The following is a 21424-nucleotide window of genomic DNA, read 5'->3' on the forward strand; positions in this document are numbered from 1 at the left end:
CCCCAATTTCTTCACATAGGGAATCAACCCGTCAGATAAGACGCTTGGGGCTGTCAGAGGCAGTGGCTAGAGTGGTGCCCGGTTGATCGCCGGTGATCGGAATTCACCGCGTTCACAACGAGGGGCAGCAGTGGCAAACGGGGAGGAACGAGCATCGTGCTCGATGCAGAGAGCGGCGGGGTCGGAGGATCGGGCGGCGCGGGGGATCTGCGGCGCGGCGTTGACGCGCTGAAGAAGTTCCACAGTCAAGTCAGCGCGCTTCTCAAGGATTTCGAGGGCGGCGAGGGCGGCAGCACCAAGGTCGCGGAGCAGAGGGTCTCACGGGGGTCCTTCAGCGGCGCCCAGTTGCCCTTCGCGGAGGCGGACGGTTTCTTCACCCAATACAACCGCGTCCACCGGGAGTTGATCTCCCTTTCGAAGATGCTCGGCGACCAGATCGAGATGCTGACCATCGGCGTACACGCCGCCGACGTCGGCTTCGACAATGTGGAGGAGGACATGCGTCAGCGCTTCCACACGATTCAGTCCCGGGTGGAGAAGGAACGGGAGACGCGCGAGGCACAGCGGCCCGCGGCCTCCACGGAGAAGAGCGCGGAGCGCGAGCCGGCACGCGACAACGACACCGCCCTCCCGACGGACTTGGGGTGATCGCCGATGGGTGACAACGACACGAATCAGCAGCTGACCCACGAGCAGCGCCAGGCCGAGGACACCACCCGGATCGAGACGCGCTTCGGCGCCACCGACGCGTTCGAGCGGGTCTCCGCCACCCTGGAGAAGTTCGGCCTCGGCAACGGCTCGGGCCCCGGCGGATTCTTCGGCAAGACCGACTTCGAGGCCGCCCGGCTCAACGCCATGCTCGACCTCCTCGACTCCTCCAACCCCGCCGACCTCGAAAGCGCCGGCGACGCCCTCCAGCGCACCACCAAGGCCCTCAACCGGGCCGCCGGCGACCTCGACGCCTTCGTCAAGGGCACCGACTGGGAAGGCGACTCCGGCACCGAGTTCCGCCGCTTCGGCGCCGAACTCGCCCGCTACGCCGGAGACCTCGGCACCTTCGCCAACGCCGTCGGCACCCAGATGAAGGTCGCCAGCGAAGGCCTCACCTCCGTCCGCAACTCCAAGCCCCCGCGCGACGGCCGCGCCGACCCCAAGAAGGCGGAGGAGTTCCCGCCCTCGGAGCGCAAGGACGACAACCCCGACTACGTGGCGGCGGTGAAGGCGGAGAAGCACCGCCAGGAAGCCATCAACCAGATGAACCGGCTGGCCTCGTTCTACGCGGTGTCGGAGCAGACGCTGGCGGGGCAGGAGCCGCCGAAGGCACCCGCCAAGTTGGGCGTTTCAGTGCCACGGCCCAGCAGTCAGCGAATCGGCTCCGATGGCGCGGGTTCAGGAGCAGACGGCGCTGTCGCTGCCGCCGGTCGGCAAACCGCATCCGGGCCGGCCCCGTTCTCGTCCGCTGAGGCCATCGCCACCCCTCAGGGTGGTTCCACTTCCTTCACCGCCACGGCACCGCCGTCCGCACCCCCGTCCACACCGACGCAATCGACGATGCCGCCCACCGCGTCGATCCCGGACACCTCGATGAAGATCGACAGCGTCCAGGCGCCCCCGGCTCCGCCGGTCACCGCACCTTCGCCGACGGCGCCCACCGCTCCCGGAGGCTCCGGCCCCACGCAGGTTCCGCCGGTGATCGCCGTTGCGCCCAATCCGATGCAGAACAAGGTCGCCCAGGCCAAGGGCGCTCCAGGAGCGCCCAGGCCGGGCGGAGCACCGACGGCCAGTGCGACAGGGCGACCGGGAGCCCCGGGAGGCGCTCCGCCGGCGAGGTACGCAGAGGCCGGACGCCCCGGAATGATGGGCGGCGGACCGGGATCGGCAGGCGGCGCCAATCCGGCGGCCGGCCGGGCAGGCACCGCGAGCCCGATGGGCGGCGGCTCTCCGGCCGCCGGACGCGCCGGTGCCGCAGGGGGTGTCGGGGGGCAGCCCCCGATGGCCGGACGGGCGGGCGCGGCTGGTCAGGCCGGTATGCCCGGTATGGCCGGACGCGCAGGAGGCGGCCCTGTCGGCGGCGCGGGAGCCGGCCGTGCGAACGGCATTGTCGGTGGCACCCCTCAGCGAGCCGCAGGCGGATCAGCCGCGCCGCGCATCCCCAGGGGAACGGTCATCGGCGGAGAGTCGACGGCGGGAGGCCGCCCCGCTGCGGCCAGACCGAGTCGGTCCGGAGTCATCGGCGCGGGGCCGGCGAACGGTTCCGCCAGACCCGCAGGGCGTGGCACGCCCAGTGCCAATGGAATCGTCGGCACCCCCCGCAGCGGCGGCACCGCGCCCCGACCGGGGGCGAGCGGTGGTTTCACCGCCGGCGGCGCCGGACTCGTCGGCCGTCAGAGCCGCCAGCAGTCCGAGGAGGAGCAGGAGCGCTCCGGCTCGGCGCGACCGGAGTATCTGACGGAAGACGAAGAGACCTGGGCGGTCCGTCGGCGCGTCGTCCCACCAGTGATCGACTAGGTACAGCGGAAGGTTCGGAAGCCAGGATGACGGCAGAAATGAGCCGTGCCCGGAGGCGCGGAGAGTCGTATGCCCTGCGGCGGGGACTGCTTTGCGCTGTGGCGGCGATCGGGACTTGGGCGGTTGGAGCGGTCGCGACCTCTCCGGTGGCGGCTGCGGCGGAGGACGTGCGCTCGGAGCAGTGGTACCTGGACGCGATGAACGCCGAAGAAGTCTGGAAGACCGCCGCCGGAGAAGGCATCACGATTGCCGTCGTCGACACCGGGGTCAACTCGTCGGTCCCCTCCCTGAAGGGCCAGGTCCTCAAGGGTCTGGACGCCACTGGCGTGAAGGGCGAGGAAACCGACGACTACAGCGGACATGGGACGACCATGGCTGAGCTGATCGCGGGTACCGGTCGTGGTGGCGGCCTGCAGGGGCTGGCACCCAAGGCGAAGATCATCCCGTACCGCATCGCACTGGGGGAGTTCCAGGACGAGAACAAGGCGAACCCTGCGGATGCGTCCGTCGCCATTCGGGCGGCGGCTGACAGCGATGCACAGATCATCAGCATGTCGTACGGCAGCGAATTCCTCGACGCCAACGAGGAGCGCGCGGTCAAGTACGCCGAAAGCAAGGGGAAACTGCTCTTCGCGGCAGTCGGAAACTCTGGGGACAAGAGCAACAAGGCCGAATACCCCGCGAAGTATCCCGAGGTGGTGGGTGTCGCCGCAGCTGCTCCTGAGGGGCGTACGGCCGACTATTCCCAGCACGGGGACTTCGTCGATATCGCTGCTCCGGGCAGTGAGATCCCGTACTGGTGCGACGCCACCTTCAAGAGGTACTGCAACGGTGACGGTGGCACGAGCATCTCCGCTGCCATCGCCTCCGCCTCCGCCGCCCTCATCTGGTCCGCCAACCCCGACTGGACCGCCAACCAGGTTCTGCGGGTGATGTTCGAGAGCGCGGGCAAGGGCAAGGACGGCAACAAGAAGGGGCTGAGCAACTTCTACGGGCACGGGGTCGTCCGGCCGGGCGCGCACATCAACCGGGGGCTCGGGAAGCCGGGTGATCCGAATGTCAGCCCGTTGACGAACAAGACGACGGGCGGTTCCTCCGCGTCGCCGGCCGCTTCTGCACCGGCTGCGTCACAACCGCCGAAGAGCGAGCCCAGCAAGGCCCCGGCCGTGGCAAGCTCCAGCGAGAAGTCCGAGGACGGCGGCGGTCTGGGCCTGGTCCTCGGCGGAGTCGGGGTGGTCGTCCTCCTCGCCGGAGGGGGCTTCCTCATGGCTCGCCGCCGCCGCGGCGCCTGACCGGCGTCGCCTCGTGGCCGCACGCTGCCCGCCCCGCCCGTCCGCCCGGCGGTGGCGGCGCGCGCGACACTCCCGTGGACCATCACGGTCCATCTCACCGAGAACGAATGAACACAGGGAAGGGAAGACCGACACATGTCAGTTCAGAAGGTCGGCGATGAGGGCCTCAAGAGTCTCCAAGACGAGATCTCGGCGAACTTCGAGGACGTCAAGGGGCAGCTCCAGCAGCTGCACGGTGTGATCGACAGCCTGGAAGGCAGCTGGAAGGGCATCGGCCACGGCGCCTTCGACGTGAAGCAGGCCGAGATCAACCAGGGCATGGTGCGCATCGCGAAGATGCTGCTCCACTTCCAGGAGGCCATCCAGGTCACGCGTACCACCGCGGGCAACACCGAAGAGGACGTCCGCGCGGCCCTGCAGGGCGTCGACGTCACTCCCGGCTTCTCCGGCGACGCCGGTGCGACCCGGTCCGCGACCTCGAACATCAGCGGTTACTGAGCCCGGCGCCGACGGCGGGCACTCCGCCGGCGGCTCGGGACCGGATCACAGACTCAGCACAGATACACACGGCACACGGCATTCGGAGGATTCATGGCGGACAACGGCGGCGGCCACCTGGTCGTCACATACGCGTCGCTGGAGCAGGCGGCCGGGACGATCGACAAGCAGGCAGAGCGCCTGGACAAGAGCCTCGACGCCATTCAGGGCAAGCTCCGCAGCATCTCCAGCACCTTCGAGGGTGAGGCCGCGACGGCCGCGGAGAACTTCCACAAGCAGTGGGACAAGGAGACGCGGATGATCCACACGGCGCTCAAGGGCATCGCCCGCGCCGTCCGCGAGGCCGCTCCCGCCTACCAGGCCGGTGACCGGAAGGCCGCGGGCTACTTCTAAACGGCCCCGGTTCCAGCCGCCCGTACGGCGACTGCGAAACGGGACACAGCGGGGTGGGCATGCGCGGGAGATGCCCACCCCGCCGCCGTGTCCACGGCGGCCGGCGCAGGGGACAGGGCACCCCAGCGCCATCGCCGTTCCCCGCTTGCCGCGGTGAGCCGGCCGCGAGGTACGCGACATGTTTCCTCTGGTCGTGAGCGATGAAGAGACGGTCTCCCGGGTAGCGCCGGGCAGCACCCCGGGCCCGCCGGCCCGGCGGGCCCGAGAGGGAAAGCGCGGCCGATCCGGACCCGGGGCGCCGGACACGGCCGCCACCCCTGCGGGGCGGCCCCCGCCGCGCCTACCCCGCGTTGCACTCCGCCGATGTGCTCACCGACTCCGTGTACGCGGTGATCAGCTTCCGCATCTGCGATTCCTTCGCCTTTCCGTCGCCGAAGATGACGAAGGTCGCGAAGAGCCGGGAATCGCGCTGGTCCGGGTCGGCGCTGGGTTTCGGGCAGTGGACCTGGCCGACGGCGCCCTTGGTGGACCAGGCGAGGCGGCGGTCGTCGGAGAGCTGTGCGTCGAGTTCGACGCCGCCGCCGCGTTCGGAGGAGGCGACCTCGGGGGCGGTGGTGTCCGCGTCCCACCAGCTCTTTCTGACGGACAGCACGGCGGTGTCGTCGACGAGGACATGGCAGCGCTCGTAGCCGACCGATGTCTTCTTCCGGGTGGAGATCTTCTCGCCCGGAGGCAGCGCCGGTTCCAGCAGGTCCGGTTCGACGGCGGTGCCGCAGAGGGAGTCCGGCACCTGGTAGGACTTGGCCGCCTCGGGCTCGGAGCCGGTGCATCCGGAGGCGAGGAGGGCGAGCAGCGCGGCGCCCGCCGCCGTCGCGACGGCGGCGGGCCTCGGCCGCCGCCGGGCCGCGCTCCTGAGGTTCTTCATCGGGACGTCCCTGGGGTGAGAGCGGTCATCAGCGCTGAATCTCGGTGGTCAGATCGTCCGACATCCGCTGGGCGTTGTCGGAGGCGTCCGAGAAGCCGTCCTCCGTGCCGCGGCGGGTCCAGATCGCGACCTCGTCGGCGTAGTCCACGCCGTGCGCCGCGGCCGCGGCCTTCGCGGCCTGCTGGGAGAGGTCGTTGTTGCTCTCCCTGGACACCTCCCACAGCCTGCCCGCGTCCTTGCCCGCGTCCTTGAGGACATTCGTCTCGGACTGCTGGAACAGGTGTTCGAGGACGGATCCGCTCACCGTCTCCGCGATGCCGCCGGCCACCGCCCCGCCGACCGGGGAGGCGATGAAGCTCACGCCGACCCCGACGCCCGTGCCGATAGCGCCCGACCAGGCGTTCTTCTGCTGGGCCACCGAGTTCTCGAAGTCCTTGGCCGACTGTGCCGCCGGGCCCGTGATCGCCTCCTGCCGGCCGATGGCCAGGGTGCCGCCGATCTCGCCGGACTTGCGGGCGATGTCCTCCACGGTGGTCTGCGGCGAATCCGAGTACCGCTGCTCCTTCGGCAGATCCGGATTCATGTGGTAGTCCATCAGATTGGCCATGTAGGCCTTCTGGCCGACCTCCACCGCCGCGAATCCCTCGGGGCTCTGCCCCACCGTGACCAGGAGCCGGGTGACCTCGTTGTGGTCCAGCTCCGCCGGCGTCCCCGCGATCGGGAAGAGCAGATCGGTCTTCCCGTCCTTGTCGTTCGCGGCGGCCCGGTTGATGTCCGGCAGGTACTCCGAGGTGATCTGCCCGACGCTGTCCGACATCTGGCTGTGCTTGGTCAGCCGCTCGGAGTCCTCCGCGATGGACGACACGAGCCGCTCCATCAGCCTGGCCTGCTCCGGGCTGTGCGGCGGGGTGTCCTGTGTCGGCAGTTCGCCCGCCGGGTGGCCGGTGGTGGCCGCCTCCAGGGCCAGGGCGAGGTTGTTGCGGCCCGAGGCGCTGTCCTTGCCCTTCTCGTCCTGGGCGTGGGGCCACTCCCGCTCCTCGAAGAGGTACTCGAAGTTGGTGAGGTCGGCCTTCACCTCCTTGCCGTCCCCGTTCTTCTCCTTGAAGTCGTGGTCCTCGTCCTTGGTGACATAGGCGTCGCCGAAGAAGTCCGTGGCCGCGTCCGGGCTGTTCGACAGCGCCTTGAGGAATCCGGTGAACGGATCGGAGCCGAGATCGGAGCCGTCGTGGTTCAGCATCGGATTGAGCGGCAGATCGTTCCAGAGCGGCAGTCCGTGCTTGCCGTTCCCGGTCATCTCCTTGTCGGTCCTGACCAGCTCGGCGCCGTAGCTCTTGAGGAACTGGTCGTCGTAGTTCCCCCAGCGCATCAGATTGCTCATGACCTGGAATCCCAGGGCGGAATTGGTCTTGGAGATCGTCTGACCGCCGAGCTGGGTCATGTCGTGCTTCCAGTCGGCCATCGACCGGGTGTCGCTCTGCGTCGCGTTCGCCAGGGTGAGGCTGAGATGTTTCTGCAGCTCGCCGAATTGGTCCCGGTGGTCGCGCATCTCATAGGCGTACCGGGGATCGTTCAGCCCCGCCCAGAAGTCCAGCGTCCCCTTCGCGCCCAGCGTCGAGGCGAAGTGCTCCGCGAACAGCTCGTCGCCCGAGTACTTCTTCAGACCGGCGCTCAGCGCCGCCATGTCCGCGGCGCTGAGGTCGTCGGGCTTCTTCCTCGCCAGCGCCGAGAGCTTCTCCGCCTCCTTGAGGGCGTTCGCCCCGGCGTCCCGGTCGGCGTACTCCGCCCCGGAGAATCCGTGGTCCGTCTGATCCGCCAGCGCCCTGAGCACCTGGGCCGCCGAGCTGTCGCTCTCCGTCGCCTTGTCGAGAATGCCCTGGATCTCGTCGCGCAGGGCGGTCACATCGTCCGGCGAGTGATCGGGTACGGAGGTCCCCCGGGCGGCCCGGTCGGGATGGATGTTCATGGTGACGGTGAAGCCGCCCCCGGCGGTGGAGACCACCGTGAGATTCCTCTTCATCCCCCGGTCGATCGCCTCGTTGAGCTTGCGGCGCCAGTCCTTCAGCTCGTCGCGGGTGTCCTTGAGGATGTTCCGTACCGAGGTGGCCTGCGTCCGCGCGTCGGCGAACTCGCCCGCCGTCCGGCCGATGAACTCACGGGAGACGGTCGCGTTCAGCCCGGTCCAGTTCGCCTTGTTCGCCCGTCCCCGCAGCCCCTCCCGGGCCCCCTTCTCCAGATCCTCCAGATTCGTGATCATGGTCGACCAGTCGGTGATCGCCTCATCGAGCAGGGTGAGGTTCGCGTGGCGCAGCGCGTCCAGATCCATCAGCCGCGGCCCTCGCCCTTCGCGTCCTTCTGCTCGTACACCGGATTCTTCGCGCCCGCCGGGGCGTACGACTCGTCGAAGCCGCGGTCGAGGGTGTCGATGCCGCTCATGCTCCGCTGAATCCAGTCGTCGTCGTCGCGATGGGTCTTGCCGCTGACGTCCATGTGGTTGGAGATATGGGCGCAGGCGTCCATCAGCGAGCCGAGCTGCTTCTCCCAGCGATTCGACACATGCAGCAGGGCCCCGCCCAGCGCGAATCCCTGGCCGGACAGGTCGCCCGCGGCCCTGTCGCTGGTGGGAAGCGCGATCCGGGCCTCTTTCCAGAGCCGTTCGTACAGCGTGTGGGCCTGGTCCCCGACCGCCGCCAGATCCTGCTGGGAGACCGTGAGATCACCCTCCCCGACGGCCCCGACGCGATCCTCGTCGGGCACACCGTTGAGCCGCGTCCCCCCGGCGGCCCGCTCGGCCGCCGAAGACTTCAGCCGTTCCCACTCGTCCCACGCCACAGACCCGATCCCTTCCCCCGTGCACGCCGGCAGATCAGCGCTCTCTTCCTATGACTTTCCGACCAACCTATGGAGGCGACGGGAGCGCCCGCAACCGCCGCCCGCCCCGCCGAGGGGGAGAAACGGTGAGGGGGAGTCCACGGGATCGACAAGACCCGCCGGAACTCCCCCAACACCGTCACACCTGCTGGTCCGGCTCCATCAGCCCGGTCTGCACCAGCGGATTCCCCCGCTGGCGCGAGACGAAGAAGCCCCGGCCCGGCGGCATCGGCCGCATCCGCACCCCGCCGAGGACATCCCCCTCCTGCGGATCGCCGGAGAGCAGCACCCCCTGCGCGCCCAGCTCCATCATCCGCTGCATGAACGGCTCGTACGAGGCACGGCTCGCCCCCGCCGCGCTGCGGGCGATGATGAAGCGCACGCCCACGTCACGGGCGAACGGCAGCAGCTCCGTGAGCTTGCCCAGCGGATTCCCGCTGGAGGTGGACACCAGGTCGTAGTCGTCCACGACCACGAACACCGACGGCCCCCGCCACCAGCTGCGGTCCCGCAGCTGCTGGGCGGTCACATCCGCCGCCGGGGTGCGGCGCTGCATCAGATCCGCCAGCGCGTCCACATGGTGATCCATGTTGTTGGACATCGGAACGTACTCCGCCAGATGCGACGGGGGAGTGACGTCCAGCAGCGCCCGCCGGTTGTCGATCACGAAGAACTTGCAGGCATCGCCCTCGTACCGCCGGCACAGCTGGGTGATCAGCAGCCGCAGCAGATTCGACTTGCCCGACTCGCTCTCGCCGAAGACCAGGAAGAACGGGTCCCGCTCGAAGTTGGCGAACACCGGCTCCAGATTGTTCTCGTCGATCGCGAACGCGACCCCGCGCCGCGGATCCGCCGAACCCGCCGGCAGCCGCTCGGCCGGCAGCTCGCGCGGCAGCAGCCGCACCTTCGGCGCGCCCGGCGCCGTCCAGTGCCGGGAGACCTCCTGATTCATCGCCGTCGTCGCCTCCGACAGATCACTGGCCGAGCTGATCCCGTCGATCCTCGGCACCGCGCCCATGAAGTGCAGCTTCTCCGGCGTCAGCCCGCGCCCGGGAACGCCCGTCGGCACATTGACGGCCGCCTTGCGGTCCAGCTCGGAGTCCATGGTGTCGCCGAGCCGCAGCTCCAGCCGGTTCATCAGATGGTCCTTGAGATTGGCGCGCACCTCCATCGAACGCGACGCCGTCAGCACCAGATGGATGCCGTAGCCCAGACCGCGCGCCGCGATCTCCAGCACCGCGGACTCCAGGCCCTCGTAGTCCGAGCGGAAATTGCCCCAGCCGTCGATGAGCAGGAACACATCGCCCCACGGCTGCTCCGTCAGCGAGATCTCGCCCCGCGCCCGCATCCGGCGGAAGGTGGCGATCGAGTCGATGCCCGCACCGCGGAAGTACTCCTCGCGGCGCGACAGGATGCCGTACACCTCGGCGACCGTGCGCCGCACCCGCTCGGGATCGAGCCGGGAGGCCACCCCGCCGACATGCGGCAGCCCGGCGGTCGCCGAGAGCCCGCCGCCGCCGAAGTCCAGCGCGTAGAACTGCACCTCCTGCGGGGTGTGCGTCAGCGCGAACCCCGCGACGAGCGTGCGCAGCAGCGTCGACTTGCCCGACTGCGGACCGCCGACGATCTGCATATGACCGGCGGCGCCGGAGAAGTCCCGGTACAGCACGTCCCGGCGCTGCTCGAACGGCTTGTCCACCACGCCCATCGGGACGACCAGCCGGCCGGCCCCCTCGTACCCGGGCCGGGTCAGCCCGCGGCCCGGCACATTCGCCAGCCCCGGCAGCAGCTCGTCCAGCGGCGGCGGATTGTCCAGCGGCGGCAGCCACACCTGATGCGCCTCCGCGCCCCGGCCCTCCAGCCGCCGCACGATCACGTCCAGTACGGAGTCGGCCAGCGCGTCGTCCTCGGCCGCGCGCGGCTCCGGCACGGCGGGCCCGGCCGCGCGCTCCGCGTACCGCACCGGCACCGGCGAGGCCGTGAACGGCACCGGTCGGCGGTCCACCGGCAGCGGCCCGCCCGACGCCGCCGCCTGATGCGCGTTCGCCCGGTACACCCCGGAGACGTACGCCGCCTTGAACCGCACCATCTCGTCCGTGCCGAACTTCAGATACCCCGAACCTGGCACGTTCGGCAGCGTGTACGCGTCCGGCACGCCCAGCGCGGCCCGCGACTCGGCCGCGGAGAAGGTGCGCAGCCCGATCCGGTACGACAGATACGTCTCCAGACCGCGCAGCCGCCCCTCCTCCAGCCGCTGCGAGGCGAGCAGCAGATGCACCCCGAGCGACCGTCCGATCCGGCCGATCTGCACGAACATCTCGATGAAGTCGGGCATCGCGGTCAGCAGCTCGCTGAACTCGTCGATGACCAGCACCAGGGAGGGTATGGGCTGGAGCGGCGCGCCCGCGGCCCGGGCCTTCTCGTAGTCGTGGATGTTGGCGTAGTTGCCCGCGTCGCGGAGCATCTCCTGCCGGCGGTTCAGCTCACCGCGGATGGAGTCGCCCATCCGGTCCACCAGCGTCAGATCGTCCGCCAGGTTGGTGATCACCGCCGCGACATGCGGCATCTGCGACATTCCGGCGAAGGTGGCGCCGCCCTTGAAGTCCGCGAGGACGAAGTTCAGCGTCTCCGACGAGTGGGTGACGGCGAGCCCCAGCACCAGCGTGCGCAGCAGCTCCGACTTTCCGGAGCCGGTCGCTCCCACACACAGACCGTGCGGACCCATGCCCTCCTGGGCCGCCTCCTTGAGGTCCAGCATCACCGGCGCGCCGTCCTCGCCGACGCCGATCGGGACGCGCAGCCGCTCCGACTGGGACCGGGGCCGCCAGGTGCGGCTCACATCCACCGACGCCGCGTCCCCCAGCCCCAGCAGATCGGTGAAGTCCAGATTGGCCAGCAGCGGCTGGTCGTCGTCCCCGCCCGTGCCCACCCGCAGCGGGGCGAGCTGGCGGGCCAGCGCCTCGGCCGCCGCCGGGGAGAGCAGATCCGGCAGACCGTCGTAGACCAGGCCGTGCCCCGACTCCAGCTGCACCGCGTCCGGCCGGACCGTGATGGACAGACCGCCGCGCGCGGCCGTCACCTCGCCCGGGACGACCTCGACGACCGTCACGCCCTGGAGACCCTCGGCCGCCGCCAGCGCCGAGACCGAAGGAACCGACTGCCCGTCGAGGAAGACCACCACATGCGGCTGGTCCAGCAGCGGATGCCCGCCGCTCTGGAACCGGGGCCGGCCCTCCAGCAGCGTGCCCAGCATCTCGTCCAGCTCGCGCGCGTCCGTGGTGATCAGCCGGCGGCTGCCCGCGCCGTCGCCGGGGCCCGGGGCCTGCACATGCGGCAGCCACTTCGCCCACTCCCAGTGCGGCGCCGCGTCCCGCCCGGCGGCGACGGCGATGACCAGGTCCTCGGGGGAGTGCAGCGAGGCGAGCGAACCGGCCATCGTCCGCGCCGTGGCGCGCACCGACTCGGCCTCCCCGCTCACCGTCAGATGGTAGAAAGCGCGCAGCGACACCGCCATCGGCAGCCCGTCCAGCGTGCTGTGCGCCGCCAGGAACTGCCGCATCGCGCCCGCCGTCAGCGGCTCCAGCTCGTCCACCGGCGCGGTGTCGGGGGCGATGAGCGGAGTGGCCAGCTGCTGACTGCCCAGACCGACGCGCACCTGACCGAAGTCGGCGTCGCCGATCCGGCGCTCCCACACCCGGCTGCCCTCCGCGACCAGCGCCCACAGCTGCTCGGGGGAGGGATGCAGATAGAACTGCGCGTCGCGCTGCAGACGGGCGGTCCGCAGCACGCCCCGGCGGGTCTGCGTCAGGTACTTCAGATAGTCGCGCCGCAGATCGGCCAGTTCCCCCTGGGTGCCGCGCCGGTAGCGGACCAGCATCGCGATGGCCATCGCGATGGTCGACGCGATCATGATCATGCCCATGATCCGCATGATCGGATTCGGCGTGATGAAGAAGAACACCACCGAACCGCCCATGCCCAGCATCGGCAGCAACTGCATCAGCGCGCCCTCCTGCTGACCTCTCGGCAGCTCGGGAGGGGGTTGCAACTGCACGTGCTCGCCGGGCACCTCGGCGGGCAGCACCCGTGGTGGCCGTTTGACGACGATCAGACTCACCGGTTCACCAATTCCCTTGCCGGACGGAAATGTTCCTATCGGCGCCCCCGTGGCGACGGGCTCCGTCCGCGGGGACGGATCCTACTTGCGGCGGCGCGGGGAGGGGGGCGGTAGGGTGGCGCGACGCGTCGGCGCGCCCGCCGAACCACCGCGACAGCGGGGGCGTTCACAGCGCGGCGCGGGCCACGGCGCACAAGCCGGTACGGAGCGCGCCATCCGGCGCGCAGGACAGCACGACGCGCCCGGCGCGCAAGTGCGCACTTGCGCGCCGACGGTGCACGACGCAAGCCGTGCACCGGGCGCACCCGCCGCGCACGGCGCGCCGCGGCAGCCGGACCGCGCACCGGCCGGCACGGGCCCGGCGAGGGCCGGCGCACGACAGGCCCGGACCGGTCAGGCCCGGACCGGTCAGGCCCGGACCAGACCGGACAGACCCGGACCGGCCCGCGCCGCCACCGCCCGCACCGGAGCCAGGACCACGCGGAGCGACCGCGCGGACAGCGCACAGATCACGAGGGGATGCAGCAGGTGAGCACGAGGGGATGCAACACGTGAGTACGACGGCCCCAGCGGCGGCCACCGGAGCCGGTCACCCCGGCCAGGCCACCCCGTCCACCGGCGGCACCGGCTTCTGCCGGGTGACCGTCGTCGCCCCCGACGGCCGCGTCGACGTGGCCCTGCCCGAGGACATCGCCGTCGCGGACCTCTACCCGGAGATCCTCCGGCTCTCCGGACAGAGCCCCGCCCCCGGCGCCCCCGTCGGATACCACCTGGTCCGCCGCGACGGCACCGTCCTCGACAGCGCCCGCTCCCTCGGCTCCCAGCGCATCCTCGACGGCGAGCTGCTCTCCCTGCGCCCCTTCGCCGAATCCCTCCCCCCGGCGGTCTTCGACGACGTCACCGACGCCGTCGCCACCGCCGTCGCCCGCGACCGCACCCTGTGGAGCGACGCCCTGATGCGCGGCGCCGGCCTCTTCGGCGGATCGCTGCTGCTCCTGCTGCTCGCCTTCGTCCTGTGGTCCTCCGCGCCCGGCCACGACACCCACGGCCTCCAGGGCATCCTGGCCGCCGTCGCCGGCGTACTGCTCCTCGCCCTCGCCTGCGTCCGCGCCCGGGTCTACGACGACCGAGCCTCCGCCGTCGCCCTGGGCATCGGCGCCATGGCCAACGCCGCCGTCGCCGGATCCGGACTGCTCCCGCCCGCCGACGGACAGGGCATCGGCCGGCTCCACTTCCTGCTCGCCTGCGCCGCCGTGCTGGTCGTCGCCGTGATCCTCACCATCGTCGCCCCCGGCGGCGACGGCCCCTTCGTCGCCTTCGTCCTCGCCGCCGCCATCGGCGTCCTCGCGGCCTTCCTCGCCATCGCCTACCGGCTCCGGCCCGCCGAGACCGCCGCCCTCTGCGCCCCGCTCGCCGTCGGCGCCCTCGCCTTCCTGCCCGGACTCTCCACCCGCTTCGCCCGGCTGCCCATCGGCTTCGACCCGCCCCGCACCACCATCGGCGACTACGGCAACGAGCCCGAGCCCCAGGGCCCCGTCGACGCCGAGCGCCTCGCCGCCCAGGCCCGGCGAGGCCACGAACTGCTCGTCGGCCTCGTCGGCGGCTGCGCCCTCGTCGCCGTCGGCTCCGCCGCCGTGCTCGGCTTCTCCGACAGCGTCTGGGGACAGCTCCTCGCCCTCGCCACCGGCGTCGCCATGCTGATGCGGGCCCACCTCTTCCGCTACACCGCCCAGGTCGGCTGCGCGCTCGCCGCCGGACTCGGCGCGCTGGTGCTGCTCGGCCTCGGACTCTGCCTCAACCCGCCCGAGGCCCTGATGCGCCAGGCCTTCCGCGGCGACACCTCGGGCCTGGACGTCCGCACGGTCTGGCTCGCCGCCGCCGTCGCCGCGGTCGCCGCCCTGATCACCGCCATCGGACTGATCGTCCCGCGCACCGGCGTCACCCCCTTCTGGGGCCGCTTCCTGGAGATCGCCGAGACCTGCGTACTGCTGACGCTCATCCCGCTCACCCTCGCGGTCTTCGACGTCTACCACGCCCTGCGCGCCACCACCTCCTGACCCGCCCCGGCCCCCGCCCCCCGGAGGCGGTGGCGGGGGCTGGTACGCTGGGTGACGGCCGTTTGTGTACGCGTTCCCGGGAAGCCCTGGGAGCTGCGCTCATCGGACCTTCGCCTCCGAGTCACGGAAGCTCCCCTGAGTACCAGACCAGGGGCACTCGTGGGCGCATAGAACACCACCAGAGGAGTACCGAGTGTCTCTCGACGCCGCTACCAAGAAGCAGATCATGACCGAGTTCGGCACCAAGGAGGGCGACACCGGCTCCCCCGAGGTCCAGGTCGCCATGCTCTCGCGCCGCATCTCGGACCTGACCGAGCACCTCAAGACGCACAAGCACGACCACCACTCCCGCCGTGGTCTGCTGATCCTCGTCGGCCAGCGCCGCCGTCTGCTGCAGTACCTGGCCAAGAAGGACATCCAGCGCTTCCGCGCCCTGGTCGACCGCCTCGGCATCCGCCGCGGTGCGGCCGGCGGCGCCAAGTAAGACGCCGTGGAGGGAGCGGTTCCCACTGAAAGGGAGCCGCTCCCTTTTGCTGTACACGGCATACGGACCGTACGCCGGGTACACGCTGTACGGAGAGTCACTGACGGCGGCGCCCGGCGCAGCCGCGTGACCCGCTGTACGTGCGCGACGTACCGGACGGCAATTAGTCTGGTGACGCACAGAGCAGTACCGAACGACACAATGCACCACTGAAGAGTGAGAAGCCGACTCGCCGCCGCCGGTCCTCGGTAGTGGCTCCCGGAGCCAGACGAACCCCGGGTGCTTCGATCGAAGACCGGCCCAGTACGAGAGCTTCTCCGCAGGTCTCCCCGCCACACGGGCGAGGGGACGAAAGACGCAAAGTAACGGAGAAAACGCTAGTGGAGAACGAGACCCACTACGCCGAGGCCGTCATTGACAACGGCACCTTCGGCACCCGCACCATCCGCTTCGAGACGGGCCGCCTGGCCAAGCAGGCCGCCGGCTCCGCCGTGGCGTACCTGGACGACGACACCATGGTGCTGTCGGCCACCACCGCCTCCAAGAAGCCCAAGGACCAGCTCGACTTCTTCCCCCTCACGGTGGACGTCGAGGAGCGGCAGTACGCGGCCGGCAAGATCCCCGGCTCCTTCTTCCGCCGCGAGGGCCGGCCCTCCGAGGACGCGATCCTCACCTGCCGCCTGATCGACCGGCCGCTGCGCCCCTCCTTCAAGAAGGGCCTGCGCAACGAGATCCAGATCGTCGAGACGATCATGGCGCTCAACCCCGACCACCTGTACGACGTGGTCGCGATCAACGCCGCCTCCTGCTCCACGCAGCTGGCCGGCCTGCCCTTCTCCGGCCCCATCGGCGGCACCCGGGTCGCGCTGATCAAGGGCCAGTGGGTCGGCTTCCCGACCCACACCGAGCTGGAGGACGCCGTCTTCGACATGGTCGTCGCCGGCCGTGTCCTGGACGACGGCGACGTCGCGATCATGATGGTCGAGGCCGAGGCCACCACGAAGACCATCCAGCTCGTCAAGGACGGCGCCGAGGCTCCCACCGAGGAGATCGTCGCCGCCGGTCTGGAAGCCGCGAAGCCCTTCATCAAGGCGCTCTGCAAGGCCCAGGCCGACCTCGCCGCCAAGGCCGCCAAGCCCGAGGGCGAGTTCCCGGTCTTCCTGGACTACCAGGACGACGTCTACGACGCGCTGTCCTCGGCCGTCAAGGGCGAGCTGGCCCAGGCGCTCACCATCGCCGGCAAGCAGGACCGCGAGGCCGAGCTTGACCGCGTCAAGGAGCTGGCCGCCGAGAAGCTCCTCCCGGCCTTCGAGGGCCGCGAGAAGGAGATCTCCGCCGCCTACCGCTCGCTGACCAAGAACCTGGTGCGCGAGCGCGTCATCAAGGACAAGGTCCGCATCGACGGCCGCGGCGTCACGGACATCCGTACGCTCGCCGCCGAGGTCGAGGCGATCCCGCGCGTGCACGGCTCCGCGCTGTTCGAGCGTGGCGAGACCCAGATCCTGGGCGTCACCACCCTCAACATGCTCCGCATGGAGCAGCAGCTGGACACCCTCTCCCCGGTGACCCGCAAGCGCTACATGCACAACTACAACTTCCCGCCCTACTCCGTCGGCGAGACCGGCCGCGTCGGTTCGCCGAAGCGCCGCGAGATCGGCCACGGCGCGCTCGCCGAGCGCGCCATCGTGCCGGTGCTGCCGACGCGCGAGGAGTTCCCGTACGCGATCCGTCAGGTCTCCGAGGCCCTCGGCTCCAACGGCTCCACCTCCATGGGCTCCGTCTGCGCCTCCACCATGTCGCTGCTGAACGCCGGTGTGCCGCTGAAGGCCCCCGTCGCCGGCATCGCCATGGGCCTGATCTCCCAGGAGATCGACGGCAAGACGCACTACGTCGCCCTCACCGACATCCTCGGTGCGGAGGACGCCTTCGGCGACATGGACTTCAAGGTCGCCGGCACCAAGGAGTTCGTCACCGCCCTCCAGCTCGACACCAAGCTGGACGGCATCCCGGCCTCCGTCCTGGCCGCGGCCCTCAAGCAGGCCCGTGACGCCCGCCTCCACATCCTCGACGTGATGATGGAAGCGATCGACACCCCGGACGAGATGTCCCCCAACGCCCCGCGGATCATCACCGTCAAGATCCCCGTGGACAAGATCGGCGAGGTCATCGGCCCCAAGGGCAAGATGATCAACCAGATCCAGGAGGACACCGGCGCCGAGATCACGATCGAGGACGACGGCACCATCTACATCGGCGCCGCCGACGGTCCGGCCGCCGAGGCCGCCCGCGCCACGATCAACGGCATCGCCAACCCGACCATGCCGGAGGTCGGCGAGCGGTACCTGGGCACGGTCGTCAAGACCACCACCTTCGGCGCCTTCGTCTCCCTGCTCCCGGGCAAGGACGGCCTGCTCCACATCTCGCAGATCCGCAAGCTCGCCGGCGGCAAGCGCGTGGAGAACGTCGAGGACGTGCTCGCGGTCGGCTCCAAGGTCCAGGTCGAGATCGCCGAGATCGACTCCCGCGGCAAGCTCTCCCTGATCCCCGTGATCGACGGAGAAGCGGCCGGCGACGACACGAAGGACGACGCTGCCAAGTGACGTCGCGTAGTTCCCGTGCGACGGCCCGCGCCTCTTCGAAGGCGCGGGCCGTCGCCCGTACCCAAACCCTTCTCCAGGGCGAGAACGGCATCGGCACGGTCCGCCGCACCACCCTCCCCGGTGGGCTGCGCATCGTCACCGAGACCCTGCCGTCCGTACGCTCCGCCACCTTCGGCATCTGGGCCCACGTCGGCTCCCGGGACGAGACGCCGTCCCTCAACGGCGCCACGCACTATCTGGAGCACCTCCTCTTCAAGGGCACCGAGCGCCGCTCCGCCCTCGACATCTCCTCCGCGGTCGACGCGGTCGGCGGAGAGATGAACGCCTTCACGGCGAAGGAGTACACCTGCTACTACGCCCGGGTGCTCGACACCGATCTGCCGCTCGCCATCGACGTGGTCTGCGACATGCTCACCGGCTCGCTGATCCTCCAGGAGGACGTGGACGCCGAGCGCGGGGTGATCCTCGAAGAGATCGCCATGACCGAGGACGACCCGGGCGACTGCGTGCACGACCTCTTCGCGCACACCATGTTCGGCGACACCCCCCTCGGCCGCCCGGTCCTCGGCACCGTCGACACCGTCAACGCCCTCACCGCCGAGCGCGTGCGCCGCTTCTACCAGAAGCACTACGACCCGACCCATCTGGTCGTCGCCGCCGCCGGCAACGTCGACCACGCCACCGTCGTACGCCAGGTCCGCCGCGCCTTCGAGAAGGCCGGCGCCCTCACCCGTACGGACGCGGTCCCGCTCGCCCCCCGCGACGGACGCCGCACCGTGCGCACCGCGGGCCGCGTCGAGCTGCAGAACCGCAAGACCGAGCAGGCCCATGTCGTCCTCGGCATGCCCGGCCTCGCCCGCACCGACGACCGCCGCTGGGCGCTCGGCGTGCTGAACACCGCCCTCGGCGGCGGAATGTCCTCCCGCCTTTTCCAGGAGGTGCGGGAGAAGCGCGGACTCGCCTACAGCGTCTACTCGTACACCTCGGGCTTCGCCGACTGCGGACTCTTCGGCGTCTACGCGGGCTGCCGGCCCAGCCAGGTCCACGACGTCCTCAAGATCTGCCGCGACGAACTGGACAAGGTCGCCTCCGACGGGCTCACGGACGACGAGATCGGCCGCGCCATCGGCCAGCTCTCCGGCTCCACCGTGCTCGGCCTGGAGGACACCGGCGCGCTGATGAACCGCATCGGCAAGAGCGAGCTGTGCTGGGGAGCGCAGATGTCCGTGGACGACATGCTCGCCCGGATAGCCGCCGTCACCCCGGACGAGGTACGCGAGGTCGCGGGCGAGATCCTCGGCCACCGCCCCTCGCTCGCGGTCATCGGCCCGCTCAAGGACCGCCAGGCCGACCGGCTCCAGGAGACGGTCTCCTAGGGCCTTCCCCCGGCCCCGGGACCGAGCACCCCCGAACCCCGAGCACCCCGAGCACCTCGAAGGAAGAGAACTGATGAGCAAGCTGCGCGTGGCGGTCATCGGCGCCAAGGGCCGGATCGGCTCGGAAGCGGTACGAGCCGTCGAGGGCGCCGACGACCTGGAGCTGGTCGCCGCCCTCGGCCGGGGCGACCGGCTGGAGACCCTCGTCGAGACCGGCGCCCAGGTGGCCGTCGAGCTGACCACCCCCGCCTCGGTGATGGGCAACCTCGACTTCTGCGTACGCCACGGCATCCACGCGGTCGTCGGCACCACCGGCTGGACCGACGACCGCCTCGCGCGGCTGCGCACCTCGCTCGACGCCGCCCCGGGGACCGGGGTGCTCATCGCCCCGAACTTCTCCATCGGCGCGGTCCTCACCATGACCTTCGCCCGGCAGGCCGCCCGCTACTTCGAATCCGCCGAGGTCGTGGAGCTGCACCACCCGAACAAGGCGGACGCCCCCAGCGGCACCGCGGCCCGCACCGCCCAGCTGATCGCCGCCGCCCGCGCCGAGGCCGGACTGGCGCCGCAGCCCGACGCCACGGTCACCGCCCTGGACGGGGCCCGCGGCGCGGACGTCGACGGCGTCCCGGTGCACTCCGTACGGCTGCGCGGACTCCTGGCCCACCAGGAGGTCCTGCTCGGCGGCGAGGGCGAGACCCTCACCATCCGGCACGACTCCCTGCACCACAGCAGCTTCATGCCGGGCGTCCTGCTCGGCGTCCGCCGTGTCGTGGACACCCCAGGTGTCACCTTCGGCCTGGAACACTTCCTCGACCTGAGCTGATCCCATGCGCGCGAAAATCACCTACATGATCACGGCCGCCGTCCTGGTCGTCTACTTCGTCCTGGTCGGCAGCCGCGGTCTGATGCTCATCCAGCAGGGCACCCTGATCACCGTCTCCTTCGGCCTCGCGGTGCTGGTCCTGCCGGTCATCGGCGTCTGGTTCCTCTGGAAGAACACCCAGTTCGTCACCAGCGCCAACCGGCTCGCGGCCGAGCTGGACGCCGAGGGCGGACTGCCGGTGGACGACCTCGCCCGCACCCCCAGCGGCCGGATCGACCGCGACGCGGCCGACGAGGTCTTCGCCCTGCGCCGCGCCGAGACCGAGGACTCCCCGGACGACTGGCGCTGCTGGTTCCGGCTGGCCGTGGCCTATCACGACGCCCGGGACACCCCGAGGGCCCGCAAGGCCATGCAGCGCGCGATCGCCCTGCACGCGGGACGGCCCGTCCACTGACCCGCCCGGGGACGGGCGGACCTGCGGACGGGCCGGAGAGAACGGCGTCAGGCCGGCCGGCGGTACTCCGACCACCAGGCCTCGACGGTGTCCGCCGCGCGCTCGAAGGCCTCCACCCGCGACAGGAAGTCCGCGTTGTGGTCGGTGAGCAGCTGCAGCGGCTCACCCGGCCCGGTGCGTACGACGCGGAGCGCCTGCCCCTGCACGGTCCGCGGCAGCCCCAGCCACCGCACCGGCTGCTGGACGGTGCGCACGGCCGACGCCTGGGACCACGCCACGGTGGTCGTGGTGAGCAGACCGACCTTCCGCAGACCGTGGCGGCTCACCCACACGCCCATGCGCAGCATCCGCAGAGCGGTCGAGATCAGGGCCACGCCCACCGTCAGACAGAGCACCGCGCCGGAGAACGCCCCGGCGAACACGATGATCATCGCGGCGAGCAGCACGAACGAGGCGAGCAGCAGCAGCACCGCGGCCGCCCCGACCCGCCAGGGCCCCGGGCGGTACGGCCGCCGCCACTGGTCATGGTCGTCGAAAGGCAGCGCGGCATCGTCCGCCGTCGCGTCAAATGCACGGTCGGCCGTCAGAAAGGGCAGGGGCACGACTGATCCTCACTCACCAGCACACTCGATCGGGGGCTGTGACGGGTGAGGCTACCGAGGCGTTCCCCGCTCGACCACCCCAGGGGGGCCGTATGAGTTCAACGGCGCTCGGCGGCCTCGGACTGCTGGGCATGGCCGGGCGTCTGTCCGGATTCCATCGCGGGGAGTCCGAAGAGCAGCGAACCCGCCAGCCCGGCGGCGACGGTCAGCCCGATCAGCGTACGACCCACCAGCTGCGAGGCGCTGGGACGCTCACGTGGCGGGGGAGTGACATTGCTGCGGAAGCTCTCGGCCTCGGCGGTGGCGACGAATGAGAACGGAACGGCCTCTCGCCGGCGGAACATCAGGGCACTCTCCTCGATCCGGGGGTGGGACGGCGGGCGCCGTCGGCCGGGCCGCCGTGGAAAGCGGCCCCTACCCGTAC

The 21424-nt window shown here is 70.7% G+C and carries 17 protein-coding genes; 11 read left to right on the forward strand and 6 right to left on the reverse strand.

Annotated elements, in window-relative coordinates; genetic code table 11:
* The first annotated feature begins 156 nt into the window (after nucleotides 1–156).
* From ACF089_RS02155 to ACF089_RS02175, 5 genes are all read left to right on the forward strand, one after another.
* Entirely contained in the window at nucleotides 157–648 is a 492-nt protein-coding gene (locus ACF089_RS02155; RefSeq protein ID WP_392020582.1) for a hypothetical protein, read from the forward strand.
* 6 nt (nucleotides 649–654) lie between these two features.
* Entirely contained in the window at nucleotides 655–2508 is a 1854-nt protein-coding gene (locus ACF089_RS02160; protein WP_392020585.1) for a hypothetical protein, read from the forward strand.
* A 26-nt stretch (nucleotides 2509–2534) separates the two neighbouring features.
* On the forward strand, nucleotides 2535–3800 hold the full coding sequence (locus ACF089_RS02165) for a S8 family serine peptidase (RefSeq protein WP_392020587.1): 1266 nt from the start codon (nucleotides 2535–2537) through the stop codon (nucleotides 3798–3800).
* Between the two features lie 135 nt (nucleotides 3801–3935).
* Nucleotides 3936–4298, forward strand: coding sequence for a WXG100 family type VII secretion target (locus tag ACF089_RS02170; protein WP_392020589.1), 363 nt, complete (start codon nucleotides 3936–3938; stop codon nucleotides 4296–4298).
* Nucleotides 4299–4391: 93 nt separating this feature from the next.
* The gene (locus ACF089_RS02175) at nucleotides 4392–4691 is read left to right on the forward strand and encodes a WXG100 family type VII secretion target (protein ID WP_392020591.1); all 300 of its coding nucleotides are present in this window, start codon (nucleotides 4392–4394) and stop codon (nucleotides 4689–4691) included.
* Between the two features lie 340 nt (nucleotides 4692–5031).
* Here the strand turns inward: ACF089_RS02175 and ACF089_RS02180 are convergent, their stop codons facing one another.
* The 4 genes from ACF089_RS02180 to eccCa form a co-directional block, all read right to left on the reverse strand.
* Nucleotides 5032–5616: a hypothetical protein gene (locus ACF089_RS02180; RefSeq protein ID WP_392020592.1), complete on the reverse strand. Its 585-nt coding sequence runs from the start codon at nucleotides 5614–5616 to the stop codon at nucleotides 5032–5034.
* A 28-nt stretch (nucleotides 5617–5644) separates the two neighbouring features.
* Complete coding sequence (locus ACF089_RS02185; protein ID WP_392020594.1) at nucleotides 5645–7939, reverse strand: hypothetical protein; 2295 nt, start codon at nucleotides 7937–7939, stop codon at nucleotides 5645–5647.
* Nucleotides 7939–8445, reverse strand: coding sequence for a hypothetical protein (locus ACF089_RS02190; RefSeq protein ID WP_392020596.1), 507 nt, complete (start codon nucleotides 8443–8445; stop codon nucleotides 7939–7941). The genes ACF089_RS02185 and ACF089_RS02190 overlap by 1 nt, the downstream gene beginning before the upstream one ends.
* A gap of 178 nt (nucleotides 8446–8623) precedes the next feature.
* The gene (eccCa, locus tag ACF089_RS02195) at nucleotides 8624–12601 is read right to left on the reverse strand and encodes a type VII secretion protein EccCa (protein WP_392020598.1); all 3978 of its coding nucleotides are present in this window, start codon (nucleotides 12599–12601) and stop codon (nucleotides 8624–8626) included.
* Between the two features lie 542 nt (nucleotides 12602–13143).
* Between eccCa and eccD the strand changes: the two genes are divergently transcribed.
* The 6 genes from eccD to ACF089_RS02225 all read left to right on the forward strand — a co-directional run bounded on the left by eccD (nucleotide 13144) and on the right by ACF089_RS02225 (nucleotide 20398).
* Nucleotides 13144–14658 (forward strand): type VII secretion integral membrane protein EccD, encoded by a 1515-nt coding sequence (gene eccD / locus ACF089_RS02200; RefSeq protein WP_392020601.1) that lies wholly within the window; start codon nucleotides 13144–13146, stop codon nucleotides 14656–14658.
* A 193-nt stretch (nucleotides 14659–14851) separates the two neighbouring features.
* A complete protein-coding gene (gene rpsO, locus ACF089_RS02205) occupies nucleotides 14852–15142 on the forward strand; it encodes a 30S ribosomal protein S15 (RefSeq protein WP_093600212.1) in 291 nt (96 codons plus the stop codon).
* Between the two features lie 380 nt (nucleotides 15143–15522).
* Nucleotides 15523–17742 carry a polyribonucleotide nucleotidyltransferase gene (locus ACF089_RS02210; protein WP_392020603.1) on the forward strand — a complete coding sequence of 740 codons (2220 nt, stop codon included), beginning with the start codon at nucleotides 15523–15525 and terminating at the stop codon, nucleotides 17740–17742.
* Complete coding sequence (locus ACF089_RS02215; protein WP_392020606.1) at nucleotides 17739–19118, forward strand: M16 family metallopeptidase; 1380 nt, start codon at nucleotides 17739–17741, stop codon at nucleotides 19116–19118. The genes ACF089_RS02210 and ACF089_RS02215 overlap by 4 nt, the downstream gene beginning before the upstream one ends.
* Before the next feature lie 73 nt (nucleotides 19119–19191).
* On the forward strand, nucleotides 19192–19944 hold the full coding sequence (gene dapB / locus ACF089_RS02220; RefSeq protein ID WP_392020608.1) for a 4-hydroxy-tetrahydrodipicolinate reductase: 753 nt from the start codon (nucleotides 19192–19194) through the stop codon (nucleotides 19942–19944).
* A 4-nt stretch (nucleotides 19945–19948) separates the two neighbouring features.
* Nucleotides 19949–20398 carry a hypothetical protein gene (locus tag ACF089_RS02225; RefSeq protein ID WP_392020610.1) on the forward strand — a complete coding sequence of 150 codons (450 nt, stop codon included), beginning with the start codon at nucleotides 19949–19951 and terminating at the stop codon, nucleotides 20396–20398.
* A gap of 47 nt (nucleotides 20399–20445) precedes the next feature.
* Here the strand turns inward: ACF089_RS02225 and ACF089_RS02230 are convergent, their stop codons facing one another.
* Together ACF089_RS02230 and ACF089_RS02235 are read right to left on the reverse strand one after the other, a co-directional pair.
* Nucleotides 20446–21000, reverse strand: coding sequence for a hypothetical protein (locus ACF089_RS02230; RefSeq protein ID WP_392020613.1), 555 nt, complete (start codon nucleotides 20998–21000; stop codon nucleotides 20446–20448).
* A 98-nt stretch (nucleotides 21001–21098) separates the two neighbouring features.
* Complete coding sequence (locus tag ACF089_RS02235) at nucleotides 21099–21344, reverse strand: hypothetical protein (RefSeq protein ID WP_392020615.1); 246 nt, start codon at nucleotides 21342–21344, stop codon at nucleotides 21099–21101.
* Nucleotides 21345–21424: the final 80 nt, after the last annotated feature.

Origin of the sequence: Streptomyces sp. NPDC014894, from assembly GCF_043080985.1 — a bacterium.
Taxonomy (GTDB): Bacteria; Actinomycetota; Actinomycetes; order Streptomycetales; family Streptomycetaceae; genus Streptomyces.